This window comes from Plantactinospora sp. WMMC1484 (assembly GCF_049315195.1).
Classification (GTDB): Bacteria; Actinomycetota; Actinomycetes; order Mycobacteriales; family Micromonosporaceae; genus Plantactinospora.
Window position 1 is genome coordinate 423,772 of the sequence record NZ_CP186055.1, and the last position, 26,512, is coordinate 450,283.

The 26,512-nt window shown below is 71.6% G+C and carries 21 protein-coding genes and 1 pseudogene; 16 read left to right on the forward strand and 6 right to left on the reverse strand.

The window, feature by feature from the left end; genetic code table 11:
• The first annotated feature begins 157 nt into the window (after positions 1 to 157).
• From ACN28C_RS01810 to ACN28C_RS01840, 7 genes are all read left to right on the forward strand, one after another.
• Complete coding sequence (locus ACN28C_RS01810; RefSeq protein WP_422771878.1) at positions 158 to 1,363, forward strand: dipeptidase; 1,206 nt, start codon at positions 158 to 160, stop codon at positions 1,361 to 1,363.
• Positions 1,363 to 2,973 carry an ABC transporter substrate-binding protein gene (locus ACN28C_RS01815; RefSeq protein ID WP_422774932.1) on the forward strand — a complete coding sequence of 537 codons (1,611 nt, stop codon included), beginning with the start codon at positions 1,363 to 1,365 and terminating at the stop codon, positions 2,971 to 2,973. Before ACN28C_RS01810 ends, ACN28C_RS01815 begins: the two co-directional genes overlap by 1 nt.
• 85 nt (positions 2,974 to 3,058) lie before the next feature.
• Positions 3,059 to 4,024 carry an ABC transporter permease gene (locus ACN28C_RS01820; protein ID WP_422771879.1) on the forward strand — a complete coding sequence of 322 codons (966 nt, stop codon included), beginning with the start codon at positions 3,059 to 3,061 and terminating at the stop codon, positions 4,022 to 4,024.
• The gene (locus ACN28C_RS01825; protein WP_422771880.1) at positions 4,021 to 4,998 is read left to right on the forward strand and encodes an ABC transporter permease; all 978 of its coding nucleotides are present in this window, start codon (positions 4,021 to 4,023) and stop codon (positions 4,996 to 4,998) included. Before ACN28C_RS01820 ends, ACN28C_RS01825 begins: the two co-directional genes overlap by 4 nt.
• 8 nt (positions 4,999 to 5,006) lie before the next feature.
• Positions 5,007 to 6,170, forward strand: a complete 1,164-nt coding sequence (locus tag ACN28C_RS01830) for a M24 family metallopeptidase (protein ID WP_422771881.1) — start codon at positions 5,007 to 5,009, stop codon at positions 6,168 to 6,170.
• Positions 6,167 to 7,105 (forward strand): alpha/beta fold hydrolase, encoded by a 939-nt coding sequence (locus ACN28C_RS01835; RefSeq protein WP_422771882.1) that lies wholly within the window; start codon positions 6,167 to 6,169, stop codon positions 7,103 to 7,105. The genes ACN28C_RS01830 and ACN28C_RS01835 overlap by 4 nt, the downstream gene beginning before the upstream one ends.
• The gene (locus ACN28C_RS01840) at positions 7,102 to 8,199 is read left to right on the forward strand and encodes an Lrp/AsnC family transcriptional regulator (protein ID WP_422771883.1); all 1,098 of its coding nucleotides are present in this window, start codon (positions 7,102 to 7,104) and stop codon (positions 8,197 to 8,199) included. The genes ACN28C_RS01835 and ACN28C_RS01840 overlap by 4 nt, the downstream gene beginning before the upstream one ends.
• A gap of 56 nt (positions 8,200 to 8,255) precedes the next feature.
• On the opposite strand, the gene ACN28C_RS01845 is transcribed toward ACN28C_RS01840, so the two are convergent.
• Positions 8,256 to 9,164, reverse strand: coding sequence for a TatD family hydrolase (locus ACN28C_RS01845; protein ID WP_422771884.1), 909 nt, complete (start codon positions 9,162 to 9,164; stop codon positions 8,256 to 8,258).
• A 333-nt stretch (positions 9,165 to 9,497) separates the two neighbouring features.
• Here ACN28C_RS01845 and ACN28C_RS01850 point away from each other — a divergent pair, with 333 nt between their 5' ends.
• The 4 genes and pseudogenes from ACN28C_RS01850 to ACN28C_RS01865 all read left to right on the forward strand — a co-directional run bounded on the left by ACN28C_RS01850 (position 9,498) and on the right by ACN28C_RS01865 (position 12,996).
• A complete protein-coding gene (locus ACN28C_RS01850; RefSeq protein WP_422771885.1) occupies positions 9,498 to 10,805 on the forward strand; it encodes a hypothetical protein in 1,308 nt (435 codons plus the stop codon).
• A 97-nt stretch (positions 10,806 to 10,902) separates the two neighbouring features.
• Positions 10,903 to 12,219 carry a DUF6236 family protein gene (locus ACN28C_RS01855; RefSeq protein WP_422771886.1) on the forward strand — a complete coding sequence of 439 codons (1,317 nt, stop codon included), beginning with the start codon at positions 10,903 to 10,905 and terminating at the stop codon, positions 12,217 to 12,219.
• A gap of 284 nt (positions 12,220 to 12,503) precedes the next feature.
• Positions 12,504 to 12,794 (forward strand): annotated as a pseudogene (locus tag ACN28C_RS01860) (Scr1 family TA system antitoxin-like transcriptional regulator); the annotation flags it as partial.
• Entirely contained in the window at positions 12,745 to 12,996 is a 252-nt protein-coding gene (locus ACN28C_RS01865) for a DUF397 domain-containing protein (protein ID WP_422774933.1), read from the forward strand. The pseudogene ACN28C_RS01860 and the gene ACN28C_RS01865, both read left to right, overlap by 50 nt.
• A 136-nt stretch (positions 12,997 to 13,132) precedes the next feature.
• Here ACN28C_RS01865 and ACN28C_RS01870 read toward each other — a convergent pair whose 3' ends face one another.
• From ACN28C_RS01870 to metG, 4 genes are all read right to left on the reverse strand, one after another.
• Positions 13,133 to 13,696: a hypothetical protein gene (locus ACN28C_RS01870; RefSeq protein ID WP_422771887.1), complete on the reverse strand. Its 564-nt coding sequence runs from the start codon at positions 13,694 to 13,696 to the stop codon at positions 13,133 to 13,135.
• On the reverse strand, positions 13,696 to 14,268 hold the full coding sequence (locus tag ACN28C_RS01875; protein WP_422771888.1) for an RNA polymerase sigma factor: 573 nt from the start codon (positions 14,266 to 14,268) through the stop codon (positions 13,696 to 13,698). Before ACN28C_RS01875 ends, ACN28C_RS01870 begins: the two co-directional genes overlap by 1 nt.
• Positions 14,269 to 14,416: 148 nt before the next feature.
• On the reverse strand, positions 14,417 to 15,277 hold the full coding sequence (locus tag ACN28C_RS01880) for an SAM-dependent methyltransferase (RefSeq protein ID WP_422771889.1): 861 nt from the start codon (positions 15,275 to 15,277) through the stop codon (positions 14,417 to 14,419).
• An 84-nt stretch (positions 15,278 to 15,361) separates the two neighbouring features.
• Entirely contained in the window at positions 15,362 to 17,164 is a 1,803-nt protein-coding gene (metG, locus tag ACN28C_RS01885) for a methionine--tRNA ligase (protein WP_422771890.1), read from the reverse strand.
• A gap of 219 nt (positions 17,165 to 17,383) precedes the next feature.
• Between metG and ACN28C_RS01890 the strand changes: the two genes are divergently transcribed.
• Complete coding sequence (locus ACN28C_RS01890) at positions 17,384 to 18,547, forward strand: hypothetical protein (RefSeq protein ID WP_422771891.1); 1,164 nt, start codon at positions 17,384 to 17,386, stop codon at positions 18,545 to 18,547.
• 64 nt (positions 18,548 to 18,611) lie between these two features.
• Here ACN28C_RS01890 and rsmI read toward each other — a convergent pair whose 3' ends face one another.
• Positions 18,612 to 19,460, reverse strand: a complete 849-nt coding sequence (gene rsmI, locus ACN28C_RS01895) for a 16S rRNA (cytidine(1402)-2'-O)-methyltransferase (RefSeq protein ID WP_422771892.1) — start codon at positions 19,458 to 19,460, stop codon at positions 18,612 to 18,614.
• A gap of 84 nt (positions 19,461 to 19,544) precedes the next feature.
• Here rsmI and ACN28C_RS01900 point away from each other — a divergent pair, with 84 nt between their 5' ends.
• The 4 genes from ACN28C_RS01900 (at position 19,545) to ACN28C_RS01915 (ending at position 26,385) form a co-directional block, all read left to right on the forward strand.
• A complete protein-coding gene (locus ACN28C_RS01900) occupies positions 19,545 to 21,248 on the forward strand; it encodes a dolichyl-phosphate-mannose--protein mannosyltransferase (RefSeq protein ID WP_422771893.1) in 1,704 nt (567 codons plus the stop codon).
• A 633-nt stretch (positions 21,249 to 21,881) separates the two neighbouring features.
• A complete protein-coding gene (locus ACN28C_RS01905; protein ID WP_422771894.1) occupies positions 21,882 to 23,411 on the forward strand; it encodes a PQQ-binding-like beta-propeller repeat protein in 1,530 nt (509 codons plus the stop codon).
• 398 nt (positions 23,412 to 23,809) lie between these two features.
• Positions 23,810 to 24,874, forward strand: coding sequence for a hypothetical protein (locus ACN28C_RS01910; protein WP_422771895.1), 1,065 nt, complete (start codon positions 23,810 to 23,812; stop codon positions 24,872 to 24,874).
• A complete protein-coding gene (locus ACN28C_RS01915) occupies positions 24,871 to 26,385 on the forward strand; it encodes a hypothetical protein (protein ID WP_422771896.1) in 1,515 nt (504 codons plus the stop codon). Before ACN28C_RS01910 ends, ACN28C_RS01915 begins: the two co-directional genes overlap by 4 nt.
• Positions 26,386 to 26,512 lie beyond the last annotated feature (127 nt).

Here is a 26,512-nt window from a genome sequence, read left to right on the forward strand (position 1 = left end):
GTTCTGCGCCGGAGTTGGGCAACATGTTGACACGCTGCGCCTGATCCTGGCAATCTCTGGTCCCACATCGCCGACATTGCACACCCAGTTCAGGTCAGGGCGCCGAAATCCACCGCGCGACCGCCGACCCCTGGGACGACCCGAAGGAGGGAGCGGCGTGCTCGACCCGGCCACCCGCTACACCGGATACACGTCCTACAGCTACCTGGAGGCAGGCACCGACTACCGGGAGTTCACGCTCGCCCCGGAGATCGGCCGGGTGCCGGCGTACCAGGGGATCTCCCTCTCCGACGGGCAGCGGGACCGGGTACGGCGGCTGCTCACCGACAACATCGTCATCTCGCTGCACGACCACCCCTCGGTCTTTCCGGAGGAGATCGGCCAGACCGTCGACTACAACCGGACCGCCCGGCACCACACCGGCTACGCCGGCCTGGCCCGCTCCGGGATGACCGCCGTCTTCGACAACATGATGGACGGCACCTGCTGCGTCACCAGCCAGATGGGCTGGAAGTGGACCGACGTCGTCGCCGACCTCGGGATGCGGCTGTCCGACCTGGCCCACCAGGACTACCTGATCCGGGTCGAGAAGCTGGCCGACATCCGGTATGCCCACGAGACCGGCCGGATGGGCCTGGTGCTGGCCACCGAGGCCGCCACGATGATCGAGAACGAGCTGGACCGGATCGACATGCTCTACGGCTTCGGGGTCCGGCAGATGGGCATCGCCTACAGCGAGGCGAACACCCTGGGCAGCGGGCTCAAGGAGCGCGGCGACGGCGGCCTGACCTACTTCGGCGAGAAGGCGGTACGCCGGATGAACCGGCTCGGCATCGCCATCGACGTCTCGCACTCCGGGGACCGTACGTCGATGGACGTCATCACCGCCTCCACCAAGCCCATCTTCATCACCCACGCCGGGTCGCGTACCGTCTGGCCGACCAACCGGATGAAGCCGGACGAGGTGATCCGGGCCTGCGCCGAGCGCGGCGGGGTGCTCGGCCTGGAGGCCGCACCGCACACCACGCTCTCGCCGGCCCATCCCGAACACAGCATCGAGTCGGTGATGGACCACTTCGTGCACTGCGTCGACCTGGTCGGCATCGACCACGTCGCCTTCGGCCCCGACACGCTCTTCGGCGACCACGTCGGCCTGCACGACACCTTCGCCGCGCACCTCTCCATCGCCGAGGCGCACGGACACGTCGAGCACCCCCGGGTGCCCTACGTCGACGGCCTGGAGAACCCGGCCGAGTGCTATTGGAACATCGTCTCCTGGCTGGTCGGCCACGACTACTCGGACGACGAGATCGGCAAGGTCCTGGGGGGCAACATCATGCGCGTCCTTGAGGAGGTCTGGTGATGCGTACATTCCGGCGCGCCCTCGCCGTGGCGGCGGGCACGCTCTCGATAGGGCTGGCGGCAACCGCCTGCTCGCCCAGCAATCCCGACAGCGACTCCGCCGGTGGCGGCGGGTCGGCGGATCGGCTCACGATCGGCACCACCGCCGACGTGCTCAACTACAACCCGCTGGTCGGCAACAGCCGCACCGACACCTGGGTCACCAACCTGATGTATCCCCGGATGATGAGCATGGGGATGGACGGGGTCCGCGGGCCCTACCTGGCCAGCAAGTGGGAGTACCTCGACGGCGGGCGGAAGGCGAAGTTCACCCTCCGGGACGACTTCACCTGGAGCGACGGGGAGAAGGTGACCGCCGAGGACGTGGCGTTCACCATCGACGCCGTCGCCAAGGAGAAGATCGGCGTGGTGGCGGGGCTGATCTCGTCGTACCAGAAGTCCACGGTCATCTCCCCGACGGAGATCGAGTTCCAGCTCTCCCAGCCGGACGGGACCTTCCTGGAGAACGTCGGCTTCTGGATGCCGGTCGTGCCGGAGCACGTCTTCAGCAAGGTCGGCAGCGTGCAGAAGTTCGCCAACGACTCGAACTGGGTCTCCGCCGGGCCGTACAAGCTGACCACCGTGGAGCGGGGCCAGCGGTACGTGCTGGAGCGGATGGAGAACTTCCCGCTGGTCGAGGGGGGTCCGAAGTCGAAGGAGGTGGTCTTCCGGGTCTTCCCCGACGTCAACACCGAGGCGCTGGCACTGCGCAACGGCGACATCGACCTGATCGCCAACGCGCTGCCGCCACCGCTGGCCAAGACCCTGGAGGGCGACAGCAAGATAAAGCTGGTCACGGTGCCGTCGCTGGGCTGGGCGCACATGCAGTACAACACCGCCCGGAAGCCGCTGGACAAGCTGGAGGTGCGGCAGGCGCTGGCCGCCGCCGTCGACTACGAGGCGATCCGCCGGGTCGCGTTGCAGGGCAAGGCCGTCTCCTCCAACTCCTCGGTGCTCACCCCGACGCTGAAGCAGTGGCAGGACCCGTCCGCCAAGGAGTACGCGCACGACCCGGCGGAGGCGAGGTCGCTGCTGACCGGGGCGGGTTTCAAGGACGGCAACGGTGACGGGCTCTTCGACGGGCTCAGCCTGCGGATGATCTACGACCAGGCGGACCCGAACATCTCCAAGTGGGCGCAGCTGGTCCGGGACTCCAGCAGGGAGGCCGGGATCGAGATCAAGCTGGAGGGCCTGGAGCGGAACACGTACGTGGAGAAGTACACCGCCCGGGACTACGACATCTACGCCGGCTCGTGGGCGATCATGGAGAACCCGCCGGCCAACCTGGCGCTGGCCTTCAAGTGCGAGGGCTTCATCAACTACGCCAACGCCTGCGACCCGGAGCTGGACGCCCTGATCGACCAGGCCCGGTCGCAGCTGGACCAGGCCGCCCAGAAGGCTCCGATCCAGCAGGCCGCGAAGATCATCACCGACAAGGTGTACGACAACGTGCTCTACGTCGAGGAGTTCACCATCGCGCACTCGGCCCAGTGGTCCAACTTCCTGGTCCAGCCGAGTGAGCTGCTCTCCATCGTCAACCCCGTCTCCGTGGCCCAGGCCACGAAGAGCTGACCCGAGGGTTGTTAGGAAGGGCCCCCGCTACAACAGAAAGCGATAACGGGGGGCCCTTCCTTACACCTCAGCTTGAGGAGGAGACGTGCCTGCTGGGGCTCGGTTCGTCACGCGCCGGCTGCTGCGTGGGGTGCTGACGATGTGGTTCGCGGTGACCGTGACGTTCTTCCTGTTGCGGCTCCTGCCCGGCGACCCGGCGCTGGCGGTGGCGGACCCCGGGATGACCGAGGAGCTGCGCGCCGACCTGCTCCGCGACTACGGCCTGGACCGGCCGCTGGCGGTGCAGTACTGGGAGTACCTGACCCAGCTGCTGCACGGCAACCTCGGGGTGTCGTTCCGGCAGAACCAGCCGGTGCTGGACATCCTGCTGGAACGGCTGCCCTGGACGCTGCTGCTGGCCGGCTCCGCGCTGCTGGTGACCGTCGCGCTCGGCATCCCGCTCGGGGTGGTCGCGGCGACCCGGGCCAGGGGCACCCTGGACCGGCTGATCCAGGTCGGCGGGATCACCGGGCAGTCGCTCTTCATCCCCAGCATCGGGGTGCTGCTGCTCTACGTCTTCGGGGTGCAGCTCGGCGTCCTGCCGATCGGCGGTGCGATGGGCGACGACGTCTACGGGCTGGCCGCGTACGGCAGCATCGCGCTGCACCTGATCCTGCCCTGCCTCTCGCTGGTGCTGGTGCAGCTCGGCTCGTACGTGCTGACCCTGCGCAGCACGCTGATCGACGCGCTCGGCGAGGACTACTGCACGCTGGCCCGGGCCAAGGGCCTGCCGAACCGGAAGGTGGTGTGGCGGCACGCGCTGCGCAACGCGCTGCTCCCGACGACCACCCTGGTCGGGCTGCAACTGGGCTTTCTGGTCGGCGGGGCGGTGCTCACCGAGTCGATCTACGCGTACCCGGGGGTGGGGCGGGCCATCTTCGAGGCGGTCGGCCAGCTCGACTTCCCGGTGCTGCAGGGCGCGTTCCTGATGCTCGCCTTCGCGGTGATCGCCGCCAACCTCCTCACCGACCTCGCCTACGGACTGCTCGACCCGAGGGTGCGCACGTCATGACGACGACGACAGACCTGATCGTGCCGCCGCCCGGCGACACGCCACCGCCCGGCGACCGGCCACCGCCCGGCGGGACGCCGCCGCCGGGCGGGACGCCGCCGCCGGGCGCGGCCTCCGGTGGGAGTGGCGGGCTGCCGCCGTCGGAGTCGGTCGGGCGGCAGACCTGGCAGGCGTTCCGGCGCAACCCCCTCGGGCTGGGCAGCGCCGGGATCCTGCTGCTGCTCGGCCTGGTCGCGGTGGCCGCGCCGCTGATCGCCGACTACCCCAGCGGGTACGGCGAGCAGGTGCTCGCCGGCCCCGGCGCCGGGCACTGGTTCGGCACCGACGACCTCGGGCGGGACGTCTTCGCCCAGGTGGTCTGGGGCACCCGGGTCAGCATCGTGGTCGGCCTGGCGGCCAGCCTGCTGGCGATCGTGATCGGCGTGCTGGTCGGGGTCGCGGCGGCGTACTTCCGCCCGGCCGACCTGGTGCTCGGGATGATCGTCGACGTCTCGCTCTCGCTGCCGGTGCTGCCGCTGATGATCCTGGTCGCCGCGCTGGCCGGGCCGAGCGTGCCGACCCTGGTGGTGGTGATCGCGGTCTTCAGCTGGCCGGAGGTGGCCCGGGTGGTCCGCTCCCAGGGGCTGGCCGTGGTGCCGATGCCGTACGTCTCGGCGGCGCACGTGATCGGCGGTTCGCACCTCTGGGTGATCCGCAAGCACGTGCTGCCCGGCGTCGCACCGGTGGTCGCGGTCTCGGTGGTGCTGACCACCTCCCGGGCGGTGCTCTCGGAGGCCGGGCTCTCCTTCCTCGGCCTCGGCGACCCGAACAGCTGGTCGTGGGGGACGATCCTGCACCAGGCGCAGCGCTCCGGCTCGCTCGCCACCGCCTGGTGGACCACGCTCTTTCCGTCGCTGGCCATTCTGCTGCTGGTGGTGGCCACCACCCTGCTCGCCGTGGCGTACAACGACGCCCGCAATCCGAGGACGAGGTGACGAGGCCGGTGCGACTGGCTCCCTCCTTTTACGACGCACTGCGTGCACGGGTCCGCGCCGAACTGGACCGGGCCGGGCTGGACGCACTGCTGCTCGACGATCCGCTCGACGTGGCGTACCTGACGGGGTTCGCGCACTTCCCGAACGAGCGCCCGGTCGCCGCCTACCTGGCCCGGGACGGCGCCGTGCTGCTGCTCGTCCCGGACCTGGAGCGGGAGTACGCGGCCGACCAGCGCGCCGCCGCCGAACTGGTGGTCTATCCGGAGTTCCCGGGTGAGCGGAGCCCGTGGCAGGTGCTCCGGGCGGCAGTGCCGGCGGCGCCGGTCCGGGCCGGTTACGCCCCCTCCACCTCGGTCGCCCGGGTCGCCGGCATCGGCGCCGCCTTTCCCGGTACGGCGTGGGAGTCGAGCGACCTGGTCGGCACGCTGCGGCTGCGCAAGACCCCGGAGGAGATCGCCCTGCACACCGAGGCGGCCCGGATCGCCGACGCGATGCTGGCCGAGGGGGTCCGGCTGGTCGCCGAGGCGGTGGCCGGCGGTGAGCTGCCCACCGAGACCGAGCTGGCCGGGCACGTCACCCGGTACGGCGCCGCGAAGATGTACGCCGAGCACGACGACGTCGTGGTGGTGCCGATGCTCACCGGCGGCCTGGTCTACGGCGGCCCGAACTCGGCCCAGCCGCACCGGCTGCCCGGCGGCGACCGGCTGCGCCGCGGTGAGCCGTTCATGCTCTCGCTCGGCTGTGCCGTCGGCGGCCGGTTCGTGGAGAGCGAGCGGACCTTCCTGCTCGGCGGGGCGACGGCGGAGCAGCGTCGCTACTACGAGGTGGTCCGGGAGGCGCAGCAGGTCGGCACGGAGGCGCTGCGCCCGGGGGTGCGGTGCGTGGACGCCAACCGGGCCTGCCTGGAGGTGATCCGCCGGTCCGGGCTCGGGGAATACCTGCGGCACCGCCAGGGGCACGGGATCGGGCTCGGCTTCCACGAGCCGCCCTGGGTGGCCGACGGTGACGAGACGGTGCTGGAGCCCGGGATGGTGCTCTCCAGCGAGCCCGGGGTCTACGTACCCGGGCACGCCGGCTACCGGATCTCGGACACCGTACTGGTGACCGAGGAGGGGCCACGGCGGCTCACCGGCTATCCCCGCGACCTCGACGAGATCACGATCGGAGCATGACCATGAGCAGCGGACCGACCATGGTGGAGATCAACGGCAATCGCCTCAACGTGCTGGTGCTCGGCGACGACGCCGGAACGTGCGGCGGCGAGACGCGCGGCGGCGAGAGGCGCGGCGGCGAGAGGCGCGGCGGCGACGTGCCGGGGAAGCCGGTGATGATCGTGCACCACGGCGCGCCGGGGCTGGGTTCGATGGCGGAGCCGAGGGCGGCGTTCGCGCCCTTCGCCGACGAGTACCGGGTGGTGGTCTTCGACGCCCGGGGATCGGGGGCGAGCGAGGGGAACGAGCCGTTCACCCACGAGCAGTGGGCCGCCGACGTGGACGGGCTGCGACAGTGGATCGGCGCGGAGCGGATAGTGATGGCCGGCGGCTCGTACGGCGGCTTCATCGCGATGGAGTACGCGATCCGCTATCCGGACCGGGTCGCCGCGCTGGTGCTCCGGGACACCGCCGCCGACAACGCCAACCAGGAGCTGGCGCTGCGCAACGCCCTCGCCTCGGCGCGGGTCGAGATCGACCGGGTGAAGCTGGACCGGATCATGTCCGGGACGGTCCGGGACGACGACGACCTGCGGGACTGCTGGGCGGAGATCCTGCCCCTCTACGACCACGACCTGGACTGGGCGAAGGTGCGGGAGCGGGTGGCCGACACCCCCTACCGGTACGCCACGCACAACTTCGCATTCTCCGTCAACCAGCCGAACTACGACATCAAGCCGTTGCTCCCCCGGATCTCCTGCCCGACCCTGGTCACCGTGGGTAGACACGACTGGATCACGCCGGTGGAGTGCAGCGAGACGATCGCCGGGCTGATCCCCGGCGCGAAACTGGTGGTCTTCGAGCACTCCGGACACTCGCCGCAGCTCGAGGAGGCGGAGCGGTTCCAGCAGGTGGTCCGGGAGTTCCTGGCCGGCGCAGCGGCGCCGCAGGCATGATCCCCGGCGACGTGTACGACCTCGACCCGACCGACCGGCGCATCGTCGCCGCACTCCAGGTCAACGGCCGGGCAAGCTGGACGGACATCGCCCAGCTCACCGGCACCTCGGTCACCACCGTGGCCAGGCGGGCGCAGCAGTTGCTGGCCGACGGGCTGGTGAAGGTCGCCGCCGCACCGCAGCCCGGCGGCGGCCCCGCCGACCTGCTGATCGTACGGATCCGCTGCGCGGCCGGCAGCCAGCTCCCCGCCGCCCAGGCGCTGGCCGCGATGCCGGAGATCCGCTTCGTCGCGCTGGTGACCGGGGTCTACGACCTGGTCGCCGAGGTGCTGGTGCCGAAGGGGACCAGCCTGCACAGCGTGCTGCTCAACGGCCTGCAGAAGATCCCCGGGATACAGGGCAGCGTCGCCGACCTGGAGCTGCACACCTACAAGTCCACCCACGAGTGGTCCCGGCACCTGCTCGGCACGGAGAGCCAGCTCGTCGCCCCGCCTCCGGTGCACGACTGCCCGCCGGCGCACCTCGACGAGCTGGACGAGCGGATCATCTCGGCACTGCGCGAGGACGGCCGGAACAGCTTCCAGGCCGTCGCGGGTGGGCTCGGAGTCAGCGAGAGTACGGTGCGGCGGCGGTTCGAAGCGCTCTACAACGCCGGCTGCGTACAGGTGATCACGCTGGTGCCGGCGGCGGCGCTCGGCTTCGAGGCGGAGATCCTCTTCTGGCTCTCGGTGGCGCCGTCCCGGCTCGACGCGGTGGCCCGGGAGCTGGCCGCGCTGCGCGGCGTCCGCTACGTCGCCGCCACGCTGGGCCAGGAGTCGCTGATGTGCGAGGTGATCCTGCCGAGCCACGCCGACGTCTTCGAGTTCACCACCAAGACCCTCGGCAGCATCGACGGCATCCAGGCGTGGACCGCCGGGGTGCAACTGCTCACCGTCAAGCGGGGCTTCGTGATCACCCCCTGGGCGGCCCGACGGCTCGCCGCGGAAGGGCTGGGCGAGGCCGCACCGCCGGCCGTGCCCAGCGGCGGCGCCGCGACCGGCGGCAGCCCGTCCGGCAACGGCCGCGCCACCCGGGGCCGCCGGCCCACGGCCTGACCCGGACCGCCGGCCCACGGCCCCGGCTGCCGAAGCTCGGCTGCCGGGATACGCGATCACCAGGGGCCGAAGACCCGGTCACCGGTCGCCGAGATCGCCGCGCAGAGCTCGCCGAGGTCGGCACCGGTCGTCTCGGCCAGCGACCGGACGGTCAGCGGAATCAGGTACGACGCGTTCGGCCGCCCCCGGTGCGGCATCGGGGTCAGGTAGGGGGCGTCGGTCTCCACCAGGATCTGGTCCAGCGGGGTGACCCGGGCCGCCTCGCGCAGCCCGGCGGCGTTGCCGAAGGTGACCGTGCCGGCGAAACTCAGCAGGTAGCCGCGCCGGACACATTCGGCGGCGAACTCGGCGTCACCGGAGAAGCAGTGCAGCACCACCGTCTCCGGGGCGCCCTCGGAGTCGAGGATCCGCAGCACGTCGGCGTGCGCGTCCCGGTCGTGGATCACCAGGGGCTTCGCGTACCGCTTGGCGATCGCGACGTGCGCCCGGAAGCTGGCCTCCTGGGCCGCCCGGCCCTCGTCACCGGTCCGGAAGAAGTCCATCCCGGTCTCGCCGACGCCGCGTACCCGCTCCTCGGCGGCGAGCGACTCGATCTCGCGCAGCGCCTCGTCGAGGTCGGCGAGCCGGGGCGCCTCGTTCGGATGCAGTGCCACCGTGGCCAGCACCCCCGGTTGCCGCCGGGCCAGCTCGGCACCCCAGCGGGACGAGGCGACGTCCACGCCGACCTGCACGAGCCGGTTTACTCCCACCTGTGCCGCCACCTCGACGGCCGCCGCGACCGGGTCAGCGGACCTCCCGTTGCCGCTGCACGGCGGTGTGCCGGCCTCGGAAAGGGTGATGTCGAGGTGGGTGTGACTGTCGATCACGGGTACCGGCAGCGGCTCGGGGGCCGGGGGAAACTCCCCCGCCCGGCGGGCGCCCCGCTGGCGGCGGCTCTCGGCTGGCTGGCTCATCGCCGTCAGCATCACACATCGGCCCGGCCCTCCGGCACACACCCGGCACGTCCAGCCCGCCAGCGCACGCCCAGCCCGCCAGCGCACGCCCAGCCCGCCAGCGCACGTCCAGCCCGCAAGCGCACGCCCGGCAGGGCGTCGGCTCGGGCGTCGGCTCGGGCGTCGGAATGCGCGGCCGGCCGAACCGGCGGGTAGGGGCGAACCGAACCGATGGGTAGCGGCTAACCCGAACCGGCGCCGGCCGGCCAGCCGAACCGCCAGTTCGGTGCCGGCGCGCCCGGGCCATTCCCGCCCGGTAACCGGATGTTCACCGGGACGGTGCCGATCGGTCTTAGCGTCGGCGCGGTGAGCGTGACCCCGCAGACCGGTAACGTGTCCCCGCCCGCCGGTGCGGCGACCGGGACGTCGGCCGGTCTGCGGGTGCGCTACGGCGACACCGCATACCCGGCCGAGGAACTCGCCCGGGGTGCCGCGTACGAACTCTTCAGCACCGACCCGGTGCCGGACTTCACGCCGGACCGCCGCCCCGACGCGCGCTACCCCTGGCACCGGTACGCACACGCCAGCGAGGTGGAGCCGCTTCCCGACGCCCGCGTGACCGGCGCCGGCACCGGAGCGGGTGAGCGGGCGAACGGCCTCGGTGTGCCGGACACCCCGCTGATGGCACCACTGCACCGGGCCCGGAGCTGGTCGCAGATCCACACCCTCAGCCAGAGCCCGTCCGCCGCCCAGGACCCGCTGCTGCGCGCGGTGCGCGAGTCGGCGACCGTGCAGCGCGGCAGCCAGATGGTCAAGGCGCTCTCCGCCCAGCAGTTCGCCGGCTTCCTGTTGCGCGGCTGGCTGCCGTACGGCTTCTGCTACCGGGAGTACGACGTCGCGCACCTGCGGACCCCGACCGACCAGATGCTGCTGCGCACCGACGCCGAGGCCGGACGGGCCGTGCCCGAGGTGGCGTACCTGCTGCGCTGGCGGGCGACCGACCCGATCGACTACGTGACGCCGCTGACCGACGGGCACCAGGGCCTGATGACGATGCCGCCGCACGACCGGGTCGGGCCGCCGGTGCTCGGCACCGGGTTCACCCCGAGCGGGCGGCACCTCATCCCCGAGTTCGTCACCCGGGACTTCGCCGACCTGCCGTTGCCGGCGAACGCGGCACTACTGGCGCACACCCCCGACGGCGACGAGGTGGTGCTCTACACGTACCAGCCGGAACAGCGCGGCTGGCTGCGGATGGCCGGGCCGCGCTGGCGGCACCTGCTGGCGGCGGCGCCCGGCGTCCCGCCCGACCAGGATTACGTCTCGACCGGCGACGCCATCCGGTCCACCCTGCTGATCGGCGGCTACCGGGGGCAGGAGCACGAGGCGGTCGCCGACCCGCCCGGCGAGTTCCGGGTGCTGGCGAGGACCCGGGCCGCCCGCTATCCGGTGGAGACCCTCACCCGCCGGGCCCGCTACGTCACCTGGCGCGACAGCCGCTGCCTCGTGCTCCGCGAGGAGGGCGGCTGGTTGCGGGTACGGCTCTGCCGGCCCGACCCGGACAACGTCGCGGCGCTCGGCGCGCAGTGCTACGAACGCGGCGTCTACGAGGCCTGGGCACCGGGGGTGGAGATCACGGACGACCAACTCGTCGACAACCCGTACACGCTCTGACGGCGCGCGAGCACGGCGTGCCGGACGTGGCGCCGCCGGCCGGCCGCGCGGACACGGGCACTTCCCCGGCGCGACGCCGCCGGGCATTGTGTCTTCCGTGAGCGACGTCGCCCTCTACTACCCGTACGTCAACCTGCCCGACGACGCCTGGGTGAAGGCGGCCGCCCTGCACTGGCCCCGGCTCGGCCGGATCCGCCCGTCCGGCTACTACGACCTGCGAGACTCCGACACCGTCAAGCGACTCAGGGACGAACTCGGTTTCGTCATCGACGTCCGGCCCGGCGGACGTCGCCGGTCCTGGGTGGACGGCGCCGTCCTCGCCAGGGTGGACGGCGACCACGTCGACCGGGGTCGACCGGAGGAGGTCGAGGACCAGGTCGACGCGCTCTTCTTCGACTTCCTCGACCGCTACCGCGCCGACCTGACACCCCGGTACGGTGCCGAGGCGCTCGGGGTGGCGTCCCTGCCCCCGCCGGGCCTCTCCGACGGCCTCCCGCCGCTCGATCCCCGGCTGGAGAAGATCCATCCGGGCAAGATGTCCTACCGGCTGGCGCAACGACTGGCCGACGACGGGTTGCTGGTGCACCGCAGCTACTCCTGGCGCCGCGCCTCCGACGGCAGGGTGCTGCACAACGCCGACCTGGCGATGCACGCGCGCCTGGCCGGCGTCTACCTCTCCCTGCTGGCCGACGTGGTCGCCCGGGAGAACAGCATGACCCCCCTCACCGACCAGCCACTCGCCTCGGCCGTCACCTCGGGCTGGACGATCGAGGCGATGGCCCGGATCCTGCTCGGTCACGACGGCGAGGACGGCGGTGCCGGGACCGGGGAGGACACCGGGGCGTCGACGGACTACAGCCACGCCTTCGCGGTGCTGGCCCTGGAGACGGTGCTGCCACGCGACCTCGCCGCCGTGCCGGTCGAGCGGATCATCGAGGCGCGGCGCCGGCTGCTCCCGCAACTTCTGCGCTATCGCGAATTCCTCGACTCGCTCACCCCGGACTTCGTGGAGATCAGTGCGGTCCGGGACCCGGAGGTGCGCGCCGCGAAACTGCACCACCACGTGCAGAGCAGGATCGCGCATCCGCTCGAGGAAATGGAACGCACGCTCGGCCGCCTCGGCATGCAGCCGGTCCGGGCCGTACTCACGCTCCAGACCCTCGCCCCACCGGCGGCGTTGGGCGTCCTGGCGAACGCCGCTCACCTCCCACCGGTCGTCACCGGCGCGGGTGTGGTCGCGGGCTGCGTCGTCGGCGCCGTGGGCAGCGCGCTCGACCAGCGCAGGCAGGTCCTCGCCGGCCATCCGACCGGCTATCTGCTGGAACTGCGGCAGGAGTTGGGCCCCTCCGACACCGTCGCGCGGATCCGCTCCGCCATCCGGCGGGCCATCCCGGAGCGACGACGCGGCCTATAACCGCTGCGCCGTGATTGCGCCGCCTGCCGGAAATTTCCGCCGCTAACATCACTGTCGATGACCGCAGCCGGATTACCGCTCGGTTGTCGGCACAGGCGGCCCTGCCGATACCACGGTGCCACCGCGCACCCGGCCGCCGATCCTGCCCCATCCCCGTGCGGCATCTCGTTTCGCAATCCCACGGCACTTCATCAGGGAAGAGAGGTGCGTCGCCATGGACCAGGACCGGACGACCGTGCCTCGCCGGCAACTCGGCCGCTATCTGCGCCGAGCTCTACGTCAGCATGGAGGATTACGCCGATCGCATCCGCCAGTACCACGGTGAACTGATACCTGGGCTGTTGCAGACTCGGCAGTACATGGAAGAGATCATGCGTATCGGCCGGCCGGACTGGACCGACGACCAGCGCGAACGCCGGGTCGAGTTGCGGTTGAAGCGGCAGCGGCTGCTCGTCCGCAAGCTTCCGGCGGCACCGCAACTGGACGTGGTCCTGAGCGAGGCGGTGCTGCGCCGTCCGCTGGCCGATCACGCCGCAATGGTCGAGCAGTTGCAGCACTTCATCGTGTCGAACGAGCGTCCCAACGTCCGGCTCCGGGTGCTGCCGCTGGCCGTCGGGCCGGAGCGGGGCCGAGGGCGAATGCGTCGAGGTTGCCGACAACCTTTCCGGACTGGTCGCGGTGCGCGACAGTCAGGACCCGCACGGCCCGATCCTCACCTTCACCCCGCTGCCCTGGCGCCGTTTCGTCGACGCCGTCCAGTCGCACCGCCGCCGGTAGCCGGTGCCCCGGACTGGCGACCTGGACAACAGAGGCGTTATGCGGCATGGTTAGCGCCTCTGTTGTCCAGGTGACGACCGTCGGCCCGCGAGGTGGCTCGCCGGGCACGAGCCGGCGGCGCGGCGGATCGGGTGCGTCAGCCTCGGGCCGGTGTGGGCAGGTGCTGGCCGAGCATGTCCTGGACGATGACGCCCTCGTCCACCGCCCGCTGGCCGGCGTAGCAGGTCCAGCGCAGGCCGGCGGTGTCCACGCCGACACATCCGCCCGCGACGTTGCCCTGCTCGTCGACGAAGAACTCCTTGCGGTCCTCGAAGTCGGGAACCCTCGGCGTGGTGGGGCGCTTCGCCTCGGGAATCGTGGAGATGTCGATCTCCATCGGATCCTCCGGGGCACGGTCGAGGGTGCAGGTGAAGACGACGCCGTCATCCGTCGTACACGTCGGGTCGGTGCCCTCGAAGATCGTCGCCGCGCCCGGCATGCCCCGGGCGACCGTCTCGGGGGCCAGCAGCGCGACCGCGGCGGCAGCGGCGCCGCCACCGACCGCCAGCACACCGGCGGTGACGGCAGCGAGGAACGCGGTCCGGGAGCCGAAGAGCCGGCGATGCTGCCGCCTGGGGGTGGCCGCGGCGATCTCCCGGCTGACGGCGTGTTCGAGTTCGTTGCCGAGCCGGACCAGGTCGGGGTGCAGGTCGTTCGTCATCAGGATGCCCTCCTCGTCTGGGTTGCCCGGGTCGGGCCGGTCGGTCGGAGCCTGTCGCGCAGCGCCGTGAGCCCTCGGGAGACCCGGATCCGGGCGGCGCCGGGCGAGCAGTCGAGCGCGTCGCCGATCTCCGCGTAGCTCCGGTCGTGCAGCACCCGCAGTTCGACGGCGCTGCGTTGCGCCGCCGGCAGCGCCGCGAGCGCCGCCTCCAGTTCCGCGTCCAGGCCGTCGACCCAGCTCTCGTCGGGGATCGCGCCGGACAGCTCGGTCCGGACCCGCAGCCGGGCGCTGGCCTCGGCGAAAACGCGCCGGTCCCGCACCGCCCGCAGCAGCAGGTTGCGGGCGATGCCGAAGAGCCACGGCCCCGCCGACCCCGCACGCCTGTCGACGAAGCGGTGCCGCGACTGCCACGCCTGGGCGAACGTCTCGGCGGTCAGGTCCAGCGCCGCTTCGTGATCGTTGGTACGCCGGCGGCAGAACCCGTGGATCGCCGCCGCGTACCGGTCGTAGAGCTCGCGGAAGGCGTGTGCGTCGTGGTCCGCGGCCACGAGCAGTTCGAGGTCGGTCCTCATCCGCGTTCCGCCCGGCCGGCCTGCCTTCGGAGATGCGTGGTCGCCAACGTGTCCCTCCCAGGTTGTCGGTGCTCTCACACCTTTCCTATGCCGGACACCTGGTCGGTTGTTTCACTCGCCGCCGGACGGGTGGGAACGGGTGGGCGGGTCAGGGCTTGCGGAGCAGGATGCCGCACTCCATGGACCGCTGGTTCTCCGGTGGCGACTCCAGGTAGGGGCGCAGCGGCTCGTCGACGTGCTCCAGCGTCGGCTGGTCGGGGTCGGGACGCCAGTCGACGACCTTGACCAGGCCCGGCTCGACCGTCTCCGCCGGTTCCAGGCCGCGCAGCAGCTCGACGACCTCCTGCACCGTACGGTTCCGCCAGGTCAGGCCGAGCCGCCTGGTCATCTCGTTGCCCTCGTCGACTGTCGCCTGGTCCACCCCGCACACCTGCGAGAACGCGAGGTAGCTGCCGGGCGGGAGCACCCCCCACACCTTCTCGAACATGCTCCGCAGCCTGTCGTCGTCGACGATGGAGTGGCCGATGGAGAGGAAGAGCGCCGCCACCGGCCGGGAAAAGTCGATCAACTTGCGCGTCTCCGGGTCGCCGAGGATCCGCTCCGGATCGGTCATGTCCGCCGCGATCACGGTGGTGGTCCGGTCGTCGGCGAGAAGTGCGCGGCCGTGCGCCAGCACGATCGGGTCGTTGTCGACGTAGACCACGTGGGCGTCCGGCTGGAACTGCTGGGCCACCTGGTGCACGTTGGCCTGGGTCGGCAGCCCGCTGCCCATGTCGAGGAACTGCCGGATCCCGCTGTCGCGGGCGAGGTAACGGACCAGGCGGTAGAGGAAGAGCCGGTTGTTCCGGGCCTCGGTGACACCCTCCGGGAACTGCTTGTGTACGGCCAACACCGCTGCCCGGTCCACCGGGAAGTTGTCCTTGCCGCCGAGGCAGTAGTCGTACATCCGAGCCGGGGTGGGCACGTCCTGCCGGATCAGGGGCATGCTTCCGTCATTGGGCGCGGTCACAACATCAGCTCCACACTCGACAGCGCCGCTCGCCGCGACGCGGGGTGGCGGACATGGGGATGGAAAGCGTACCGGCCGGAGGGCTCAACCGCCGAGCCGGGCGAGTTCCTCGTCCACGATCGACGGGTCGAGTTTGCGGAACACCGGCTTCGGCGCGGCCAGGGCCCGGCCCGGCTCGACCGGCACCGACTCCCACCTCGCGCCAACCGTGTAGTCCCCGGTCAGCACCGGGTACGACGGCCCGCCGTCGAGGTCGTCGACCTCCACGATCGACGGCATCGGCGCGTGCACGCCGGTGCCGCCCAGCAGCTCGTGCACCTTCTGCGCCGAGTGCGGCAGGAAGGGGGTGAGCAGCGTGTTGGCGTCGCTGACCACCTGGAGCGCGACGTGCAGGACGGTGCCCATCCGGGGCTTGTCGGCCTCGCCCTTCAGCTTCCAGGGAGCCTGCTCGGAGAGGTATTTGTTCGCCTCCGCCACCACCCGCATCGCCTCGGCGATCGCCTGCTTCTGCCGGTGCCGGGCGATCAGGTCGCCGACGGTGGTGAACGCCGACCGGGCGGTGGCGAGCAGTGCCTCGTCGGTCTCGGTGAGCCCGGCCGGGTCGACCGGCGGGATCGCACCGAAGTTCTTCGCCGCCATCGAGATCGAGCGGTTGACCAGGTTGCCCCAGCCGGCGACCAGCTCGTCGTTGTTCCGACGCAGGAACTCCGCCCAGGTGAAGTCGGTGTCCTGGCTCTCCGGGCCGGCGACGGCGATGAAGTAGCGCAGCGCGTCGGCGTCGTACCGGGCCAGGAAGTCGCGTACGTAGATCACGACCTGGCGGGACGAGGAGAACTTCTTTCCCTCCATGGTCAGGAACTCGCTGGAGACCACCTCGGTCGGCAGGTTGAGCCGGCCGAGGTCGCCGGGCTCGCCGCCCCGGTCGCCGTCGCCGTCGTAGCCGAGCAGCAGCGCCGGCCAGATCACCGAGTGGAAGACGATGTTGTCCTTGCCCATGAAGTAGTAGCCCCTGGCGTCCCCGTTCCCGGTGTCCGCCCCCCACCAGCGCCGCCACGCCTCCGGGTCGCCGGAGCGCCGCGCCCACTCGATCGACGCCGACAGGTAGCCGATCACCGCGTCGAACCAGACGTAGATCCGCTTGTCGCTGCGGTCGCGCCAGCCCTCCAGCGGGATCGGTACGCCCCACTCCAGGTCCCGGGTGATCGCCCGGGGCTGGAGGTCGTCCAGCAGGTTCCTGGAGAAGCGCAGCACGTTCGGCCGCCAGCCCTCCCGGCCGTCCAGCCACTTCCCCAGCGCCTGGGCGAAGGCGGGCAGGTCGAGGAAGAAGTGCTCGGTCTCGACGAACTGCGGCGTCTCCCCGTTGATCTTCGAACGCGGGTCGATCAGGTCGACCGGGTCGAGCTGGTTGCCGCAGTTGTCGCACTGGTCGCCGCGGGCGTGCGGGTAGCCGCAGATCGGGCAGGTGCCCTCGATGTAGCGGTCCGGCAGGGTCCGGCCGGTCGACGGCGAGATCGCCCCCATGGTGACCTTGGGCACGATGTAGCCGTTGCGGTACAGCGTCTCGAAGAGCTCCTGCACCACGGCGTAGTGGTTGCGGGTGGTGGTGCGGGTGAAGAGGTCGTAGGAGAGGCCGAGCCCGTGCAGGTCCTCGACGATCACCCGGTTGTAGCGGTCGGCCAGCTCACGCGGGGTGACCCCCTCCTTGTCCGCCTGCACCTGGATCGGGGTGCCGTGCTCGTCGGTGCCGGAGACCATGAGTACGTCGTGACCGGCCATCCGCATGTACCGGCTGAACACGTCGGAGGGGACACCGAAGCCGGAGACGTGGCCGATGTGGCGCGGGCCGTTGGCGTACGGCCAGGCAACCGCCGCGAGAACGTGACTCATGGGAAGCAAGCCTAGTGACCGCCGTCGGCACACCGCGAACCAATGCCGGACCTGGCCCGAGGGGCACGGCGCGGAGCCGGTCCCGGACGGGACATCGAAAGGTGCTGTAAGGAAAGATCCCCAACCTGCCAATATTCAGACTGATATCCGACTTTCTTATCCTTCGACACGCCTGGTCGGCTGCCCGCCCGAGCCGGGGCAGCGTTGTCCAATGGACGGGTGACGGGCCACGAGGGTGGGCAGCGAGCAGCGGAAACGCGTCCCTGTCCGGCTGAACCCGATCCGTCGGCGGCCGCCACGCCCCCACCGGATCCGGCCACGCCCCCACCGGATCCGGCCGGCCCCTCTCCCGTACCGGTCGAGGAGCGGACGCCCGACGGAGCCGACGCGCCGCCCGTCGAGAGCAGACCCTCCCGCGACGGCGCACTCTCCGGCGACGTCGAGCCGGCTCTCCCCGCCGACGCCGAGCCGACCCCGGCCGCCGAGGGCGGGCCGGCGCCACACCAGCGGCCCGCACCGGGGTACGAGCCCGCACCGGCCGGCCCGTTCCGGGGTGCGACCCCGGCGCTCGGCTCCGCCCGGCTCGGCGCCCCCGGCTCGCTCAGCGGACCGTCCGGCATCGAGCCGACCACCGGCGCCCCGCTCACGATGTTGCCCCGGCGGGCACCCAGGGCCGCACCGGCCTGGGACCGGCCGACCGGGGTGTTGCCCACCCAGCCGGGCGCGGATCCGGAGGCGGCCGACGAGGACGACTTCTGGCTGCCGATCGAGGAGGTCCACTGGGACGGCACGCCCGTGCAGCCCACCCCGCGGACCTGGTACGGGCGGCCGAAGAAGGACCCGGCCGCGAAGGCGGCCCGGCAGCGGGTGGCCAGGCCGCCGAAGCCGCAGCGGCATCCGGCGCTCGGGCTGGCGGGCGTGATCCTCTGCTCCCTGCTCACCAGCTTCTTCGCCTGGGTGACCGCCGAGCCGTTCTGGCTCGCCGTCGGGCACGGCGAGCCGGGCGTGGCGACGGTGGTGGGCTGCACCGGCCGAGGGCTGGGACAGCAGTGCCGAGGCGAGTTCCTCGCCGACAGCGGCCTCTTCCGGGTGCACGACGTCCGGCTGATCGGGGTCGACGGGGATCACCGGGATCCCGGCACCCCGCTGGTGGCGCGGATGACCGGCGCGGAGAGCGCGAAGGCGTACGTCGGTGCGGGCTCCGGCCTGCTGCACCTGCGCTGGATGCTCGGTTTCGGAGTGGTGCTGCTCTGCGCCGCCGGAGCGGGCTGGGTCACCGGCGCGCTGCGGCTGCCCGACCGCCGGACCCGACACGCCACGATCCTGGTCAGCATCGCCGGCCCGCTGCTGCTCACCGCCGGCTTCCTCGTCGCCGCCTTCTGAGCCACCACCCGCTGGGCCACCACCCGCTGAGCCACCACCTATGGCCTGCGGGGGCGTGTCCTCATCACCCGTGGACGGCGGCGTAGACGTCGCGGCGGCGCAGGCCGTACTCGGTGGCGACGGCGGTGACGGCGTCGCGGCGGGAGCTGCCCCGCGCCTCCCGTTCGGCCACCGCGGCGCGCAGGTCGGCGACGTCCGGGGGCGGCGCGGCGACCGCCGGGGCGCCCGCGACCACCAGGGTGATCTCGCCGCGTGGCTCCCCGGCGGCGGCCCACTCCGCCAGCTCGCCGAGGGGGCGGCGGAGCACCTCCTCGTAGGTCTTGGTCAGCTCGCGACAGAGCGCCGCCGGCCGGTCGGCACCGAAGGTGGTGGCCAGGTCGGCGAGGGCCGCGGAGACCCGGTGCGGCGCCTCGAAGAGGACGAGGGTGCGTTCCTCGGCGGCGAGCGCCCGGAGCCGGGCCCGGCGCGGGCCGCCGGCGCGGGGCAGGAAGCCCTCGAAGCAGAATCGGTCGGTGGGCAGCCCGGAGAGGGCGAGCGCGGTGGTGACCGCGCTCGGCCCGGGTGCCGCGGTGACCGGTGCCCCGGCGTCGAGCGCGGCCCGGACCAGCCGGTAGCCGGGGTCGGAGACGCTCGGCATGCCGGCGTCGGTCACCAGTGCGACGAGCGCGCCGTCGCGGAGGGCGTCGACCAGGTCGGGGGTGCGACGTTCCTCGTTGCCCTCGAAGTACGACACGATCCGGCCGGTGATGGTGACGTCCAGGTCGCGGGCGAGCCGGGTGAGCCGGCGGGTGTCCTCGGCGGCGACGATGTCGGCCTCGGCGAGGGCCTCCCGGAGCCGCGCCGAGGCGTCGCCGGGGTTCCCGAGCGGCGCGCCGAGCAGGATCAACCGGCCGCTACCGGGTGATTTTCCCACGTACCAGCCCTCTCATCGATAGTCGTCATCGCATATAGCGAGCGTCGTGCCCCGTTTCGCCCCTTGGCAGCCTACGATCACGGGGTGACTCTGGCGTCGACAGCGCAGACCGAGAGCCCGGGCAGTGCCGGGCCGCCGGCAGCTCCGGTGGTCGAGGTAGCCGCGATCACCCCGGGGGCGACAGCCACCGCAGAGCGGTCCCAGCACCCCGCCGGGGGCGTGCCGGCGATCATCAGACGCCGGCTGGCGCCCTTCGACGCCCGGCTCGAACCGTGGTCCTGGCTGGCCACCGCCGTCGTGGTGCTGATCGCCGGCATCCTCCGGCTGGTCGGGCTGAGCAACCCCAAGGGCAAGATCTTCGACGAGATCTACTACGCGACCGACGCGCACAACCTGCTGCTGCGCGGCATCGAGTGGGACGAGAAGAACAATACCGCCGCGTACGTCGTCCATCCGCCGCTCGGCAAGTGGATGATCGCGGTCGGCGAGTGGATCTGGGGCTACAACGAGCTGGGCTGGCGCTTCTCGGCCGCGATCATCGGCACGCTCTCCGTACTGCTGCTGATCCGGATCGCCCGCCGGATGTTCCACTCGACCGTGCTCGGTTGCACCGCCGGGCTGCTGATGGCGCTGGACGGCTTCCACCTGGTGCTCTCCCGCACGGCCCTGCTCGACATCTTCCTGATGTTCTTCGTGCTGGCGGCCTTCGGCGCCCTGGTGCTGGACCGGGACGCCCGGCGCGCCCGCTGGCTGCGGGCGGTCGAGTCCGGCCTCGACCCGAGCCAGCCGGGCCGCCGGCACCGGCCGGCGTTCCGATGGTCCGACGGGGTGCCCTGGTGGCGGCTGCTCGCCGGGGTGCTGCTGGGCTGCGCGTTCGCGGTCAAGTGGAGCGCGCTCTACTTCGTGCCCGCCTTCGCGCTGCTGGCCGTGCTCTGGGAGGTCGGCGCCCGGCGCTCGGCCGGAGTACGCCGACCGTGGCGGGACACCTTCCTCGACGAGGGCCTCTGGTTCGTCGGCGCCGGGGTGCTGATCGGTGTCGTCTATCTCGCCAGTTGGTCGGGCTGGTTCGCCAGCGACAACGGCTACTTCCGCAACTGGCGGGCCGACACCGGCCAGTCCAGCCTGCCGGTCATCGGCGACCTGCAGAACCTGTGGCACTACCACGCCGAGGCGCTCAAGTTCCACTCCGGCCTGGACGACACGCACGTCTACCAGTCCTGGCCGTGGCAGTGGCTGCTGCTCGGCAGGCCGGTCGCGTTCCACTGGTCCGACCAGGGCGCCTGCGGGGCACCGAGCTGCGCCTCGGAGATCCTGCTGCTCGGCACCCCGCTGCTGTGGTGGTCGTTCCTGCCGGCGCTGGCGGTGCTCGCCTGGCTCGGCCTCGCCCGGCGGGACTGGCGGCCGCTGGCGATCCTGCTGCCGGTCGCCGCCGGCCTGCTGCCGTGGTTCTGGTTCGCGCAGGAGGGCCGGACGATGTTCTTCTTCTACGTCGCGCCGGTGGTGCCGTTCATGATCCTGGCGGTGACCTACGTGCTGGGTGTGATCACCGGCCCGGCCCGGGCACCGGCGCCCGCGGTCGCCTCGGCGGGCGGTGGTGCCGGATCGGCCGGCGACGGCGATCCGGGCGGGCGGACGAGTGACCGCCGCATGATCGGCGCGATCGTCGCCGGCACCTACGTGCTGCTGGTCGCGATCTGCTTCGCCTACTTCTATCCGATCTTCGTCGGGCAGCTCCTGCCCTACGCGGAGTGGTCGAGCCGGATGTGGCTCGGCAACCGCTGGATCTGATCTCCGGGGGGCGGGAGCGCAGGACCGGTGGGCTGCGGTTCGTCACGGCCCTGCCGTACGTCACGCCACTGAAATCCGTCACGCCCTGCCGTACGGCGCGTCCATGGTAGACACCGTGCCGCGTTGGTGTGGTGAGTGCGGCCGGCGCGGGCCACGGAGGCGTGCACCCGGAGGCGTGCACCCGGAGGCGTGCACCCGAAAGTGTGGCGGACACAAAGGTGCGCGCCCCGATCGCCTGCCACGGGGGAAGCGGGCGATTGGGGCGCGCACCAAGGAGCTTAACCACCCTGGATCAGTGGCACAACGGGTGGTGTCAGGTCAGATTTCCGACCGACGCACCGCCAAGCAGAACGGGCGTATCGGGCGGAGCGCCCGGACGGGCATCAGCCTCCCGACCTGCGGCGTCCTCCCGCCGGCACCGGGGGCGTTTCCGGGTCACCGGGGTGGTTTTCCCCGGGCCGGCACCGGTCCTTTCCCCGTGTCGACCCGCCCGGACCCATCGACATGGTTACGAAGTCGTTATCGGATGCGCACGGCGTGGCCGGGGCGACCCTGACGGCGGGAAGGAGCTGACACTCAACTGACCCGAAGAGCCCACTGTCGGGCGCAGCACCCGATGGGCACACTGTGGCGGTGACCGGACGACCGCGTTCAGGATCCGCCCCGGCCCGCACCCGGCTCCTTCTGGTCAGCCTGGTGGCTGTGCTCGCCGTCAGCTCCTGTGACGCGGCCGGCACCGACGACCCCGGAGACGCCGCGCCGAGTTGGTCGGGCGGTGCCGACCCGACCCCCGGCGGCACGGGCGCTGCCCGACCCGCCTTCACCGGCTGGTCCGACCCGGCTCTGGTCGGCAAGCCGTACGGCACCAAGGTGAACGGCCTGCTCACCTTCCGGGGCAACCCGACCCGGACGTTCTACGGCACCGGCCCGATACCTCGGACAACCCCGGTGAGGCAGTGGCAGTTCCCGCGCAGCGGCGGCCTCTGCGGCGAGTCGACCGACGAGAAGGGCACCCGGGTCTGGTGCGGTACCGGCTGGACCGGGCAGCCGGCGGTCTTCGAACGGGACGGCCGGACCTGGGTGGTCTTCGGCGCGTACGACCACAAGGTGCACTTCCTGGACGCGGAGACCGGCGAGCGGATCATGCCGGACTTCCCGACCGGTGACATCATCAAGGGCTCGGTCACGATCGACCCGGACGGCTTCCCGCTGGTCTACACCGGCTCCCGGGACAACTACTACCGGGTGATCGCGATCGATCGGGGACGGCCGACCGAGCTGTGGAAGCTCTCCGCGCGGGCGGTCTCGCCGACGATGTGGAACGACGACTTCGACGGTGCCGGCCTGGTGATCGACGACTACCTCTTCCTCGGCGGGGAGAACAGCCAGTTCCACATCGTGAAGCTCAACCGGAAGTACGGCAGCGACGGCAAGGTCACGGTCAGGCCGAAGCTGGTTTTCAACGCCCCCGGCTGGGACGCCCAACTACTCCGCGACATCGGCGACCGGATGGTCTCCATCGAGAACTCGGTGGTGATCTCCGGCAACGTTGTCTACTTCGCCAACTCGGGCGGTCTGGTGCAGGGCTGGGACATCAGCGGCCTGAAGAAGGGGCAGAAGCCGAAGCGGGTCTTCCGGTTCTGGACCGGTGACGACACCGACGCCTCGATCGCCGTCGACGAGACCGGCGCGCTCTACGTCGGCTCGGAATACGAGCGCGGCACGGCCCGGTCGAAGCAGGTCGGGCAGATGATGAAGCTGGATCCACGGCGGGGCGCGAACCCGAGCGTGTGGCACGTGGACGACCACGCCCGCAAGCCCGCCGGGATCTGGGGCAGTCCGGCGCTGCACCGCGACATCGCGATCTTCGACACCCAGGGCGGCGAGGTGCTCGGTGTCGACCGGGCCACCGGAGCCGTACGGTGGCGCTTCGCGCTGCCCGGCCCGACCTGGCAGTCGCCGGTGGTGGTTGACGACGTACTCGTGATCGGAGACTGCGCCGGCGTGCTGCACGCCTACGACGTCGCCGACACCTCGGTGGCGCCGAAACCGCTCTGGAAGGTGAAGCTGGGCGGCTGCATCGAGTCGACCCCGGCGGTGTGGCGGGGCCGGATCTACGTCGGCACCCGGGCGGGGGGCTTCCACGCCATCGCGGCCCGCTGACCCGCTGCCGAACTCCCGACATAGCGTCGCCTGGCCCACCACCTGCTGGTCCCAGATCGACAGCGCGGAGAACAGGATACGCGGGCATCGTGGAGAACGCCCTGCGGGCGACCACGGCCGCTGCGCAAGTCATGACTGGTACGCACACGTCCAGACGATTCGCCCCGGACGCCGGGCTGACCGCAGTCGATACGCCGACAGTTCGGCATGCGATCACCGTTCACGTGTGACGATGGCACCGGCTGACCCCCGGCCGGGCGCCCGAGACGTGCACTCTCCGGATCGTTTCCGGAGCACTGTCGTGCTGGCCGCCGCCCTGTTCCCGCAGGGCGGCGCACCAGATGGCGCGTGGTCAACCACTGCCACTCGCACTGGTCTACCAAGGGGGGAAGGACCACATGACCGACAATCTGAAGGACCGGCCGGTATCCAGGCGGGACATCATCCGCATCTCCGGCGGCGGCACGCTCGCCGCCGTGGCGCTCGGCTCACTCGGCGTACCGGCGCAGGCTGGCGGGAGGAGTACGCCGGAGGTCGGCGGTCCGGCCGCGACACGAGCCGGCGTGGCGGCCGGCGGCAGCGGCGGGGTGGGCTCGGCCGCGGCGAGTTCCGGTGCCGGGACGCGGCTGCGCACCACCGGAGCCGACCTGCTGATCCGGGACGGCTCGCCGCACTGGTGGCTCAGCCCGGACATCTGGGCGGTGCCCGGCACCGACCCCAACGGCCCGCCCGGGACGCCGGCCGCCGGTGACGTCGCCTACGTCTGGGCCCGGGTCGAGAACACCGGACGCGAGGACGCCGTCGGCGTCCAGGTGCGGTTCTACTGGGGCAATCCGTCGGTGCAGATGCTCTACAGCACCCTCAACCTGATCGGCACGGCCTACGCCGACGTCGAGGCGGGCGACACCCAGGAGGTGCTCTGCCTGGTGCCGTGGAACGTCGTCACCGTCAACGACGGGCACGAGTGCCTCGTCGCCGTCGCGAGCCTGCCCGGCGACCCCGCGCTGCCGGACGCCGTCGACCCGCCCGGCTACCCGAACGTCGCCCAGCGCAACCTCACGCTGGTCGGCGCGGAGGAGAAGGACGACTTCAAGCTCACCCTGACGGTCAGCGCGCCGAAGCGGGCGCCGAAGAAGATCCGGATCAGCGCCGAGATCGGTGGCGAACTGCCGAAGGAGGCACTCTGGACGCTCGGACTGGCCGAGCGCCGGCCGGTGGAGAAAGCGGTCGTCGAGGTCGGTTTCTCGCCGAAGCCGATCACCGACCCGAACGACGGGATCGGCGAGCCGGAACTGGTCGTGGAGGTGCCGGCCGGGCGCAGCGTCCCGGTGCACCTGACCGTACGCGGCGGCACCGGGCTCGGCACCGGCGAGTACCAACTCGTGGAGGTACGCGAGGACGACGGGGAACGGCTGCTCGGCGGGATCTCCTTCGCCGTGGTCGGCAAGGAGGAGAAGAAGTGAGCCCGACGCCGATGGTCGTACCGACCCGACCCTTCGCCATCGAACCGCTGACCAACGTCATGCTGCCGGACGGCATCTTCGACAACGCGCTCTACAAGCTCCGGATCGCCTGCCACTACACCAACACCTCCGGCGGCGACCTGACCAACGTCACCCTCTACCTGGAGAGTGTCGGCGACCCGGGGATCGCGGTGACGGGGCAGACGTACACCTTCCCGACGATCCCGGCCGGGGCGTCCGTACTGGTCTCCTGGGCGGCCGACTTCCAGCACGCCACCCCCGGCAAGCCGCTGGTCAGCTTCGTCGCCAGAGCCGACGGCTTCAGCTCGGCCCGGTCGATCCGGCAGATCTTCGTCTCGCAGACCCGTTACGACCAGGCCACCGACACCTACTCGGTCACCGTCCCGGAGGGGCGGCTGGAACTCTCCAAGCCGACCGTCATCGCACCGCCCAAGGGCAGCGTCTGGTACCCCGGCGAGAAGCCCGGCGACGACAAGGAACGTCCGCCCTGGACCGGGCCGTACGTCCCGACCGGCTGCACCATGGTCTGGGTGCCGAACCCGGCGTACCCGGGGACGCACGGCGAACTGCCCTTCGACGACCCGTGGTGGAAGGTCCTCGGCTGGATCGTCTTCGCCATCGCCGCGTTGGTCGGGATCATCGCCGCGGCGCTCGGCTCCGGCACCTTCAACGTCGGCGTCAAGGGCAAGTTCGAGGAGACCGATCCCGGGCTTGGCGTCGAGTGCTGCACACCGGCGCCGGGCGACGGGCTCAAGGGCGGGGTCACGGTCGCCGGGGTGGCCGGGGTGGTCGCCTCGGTCGCCCTGGCGGTCGGGCTCGCCGACGACGCCGATCCACACTGGCGGGGGCAGACCGCCACGCCACCCGCTCCGGGCGAGCTCACCACCGGTGAGCGGGTCGAGGCGCACTGGCGGCTCCTCGACGAGCCGCACGCCGGGCGGGCGTACCGGACCCAGGTCGAGTGGGCGTACCAGCGGATCACCACCGGTGCGACGTACCAGCACGCGGTCTCCGAGGAACAGACGAACGTGCACGTCACCGAGGACGTCAAGGTGATCACCCCGGACACCGTCGCCTCGCCGGGACTGCTCTGGGTCCGCTCCACGTTCACCCGGCCCGGTGGTGCGCCCTACGCCGGCCCGGAACTCTACGCGTTCGCGCTGTTCCGGGCGCCGCAGGGGCTCTACTTCCTGGTGCCGTTGACCGACGACGGGGTCGGCTTCGACGCGCGCCCGGGCGACGGCGAGTACACCGCCGGGCTCCATCTGCGGGACGCGCTGAAGGAGCTGGAGAAGGCCGGCCAGCAGCCGTACGGGATCTGGAAGGTCTTCGTCTTCGCCCAGGACGTCAACCGGGTCCCGCCCGGCACCCCGGCGGAGATCGCCGCCCAGACCATCGGCGGCTTCTTCGTGGCCAGCGCCATTCAGCTCACCTTCGACCCCAACGCACCCTGCCCGCTGGAGGCGCAGGGCACCATCAAGGTCGTCTGATCCGGCGATCGACGGCGGCGGTGCGGCGGGGGTCGCTCGACTCCCCGCCGCACCGCCGCCCGTCTCCGCATCCGCATCCGCATCCGGGTCCGGGTCCGGATGCGGATCCGCTGGTGTGGCGTGGCGG

Bases quoted from the DNA above. Each gene is read 5' to 3' on its own strand.
- ACN28C_RS01815 (WP_422774932.1), top strand. From the start codon at position 1,363: ATGCGTACATTCCGGCGCGCCCTCGCCGTGGCGGCGGGCACGCTCTCG.
- ACN28C_RS01825 (WP_422771880.1), top strand. From the start codon at position 4,021: ATGACGACGACGACAGACCTGATCGTGCCGCCGCCCGGCGACACGCCA.
- ACN28C_RS01835 (WP_422771882.1), top strand. From the start codon at position 6,167: ATGACCATGAGCAGCGGACCGACCATGGTGGAGATCAACGGCAATCGC.
- ACN28C_RS01840 (WP_422771883.1), top strand. From the start codon at position 7,102: ATGATCCCCGGCGACGTGTACGACCTCGACCCGACCGACCGGCGCATC.
- ACN28C_RS01845 (WP_422771884.1), bottom strand. From the start codon at position 9,164: ATGCTGACGGCGATGAGCCAGCCAGCCGAGAGCCGCCGCCAGCGGGGC.
- ACN28C_RS01870 (WP_422771887.1), bottom strand. From the start codon at position 13,696: ATGACGAACGACCTGCACCCCGACCTGGTCCGGCTCGGCAACGAACTC.
- ACN28C_RS01875 (WP_422771888.1), bottom strand. From the start codon at position 14,268: ATGAGGACCGACCTCGAACTGCTCGTGGCCGCGGACCACGACGCACAC.
- metG (WP_422771890.1), bottom strand. From the start codon at position 17,164: ATGAGTCACGTTCTCGCGGCGGTTGCCTGGCCGTACGCCAACGGCCCG.
- ACN28C_RS01910 (WP_422771895.1), top strand. From the start codon at position 23,810: ATGACCGACAATCTGAAGGACCGGCCGGTATCCAGGCGGGACATCATC.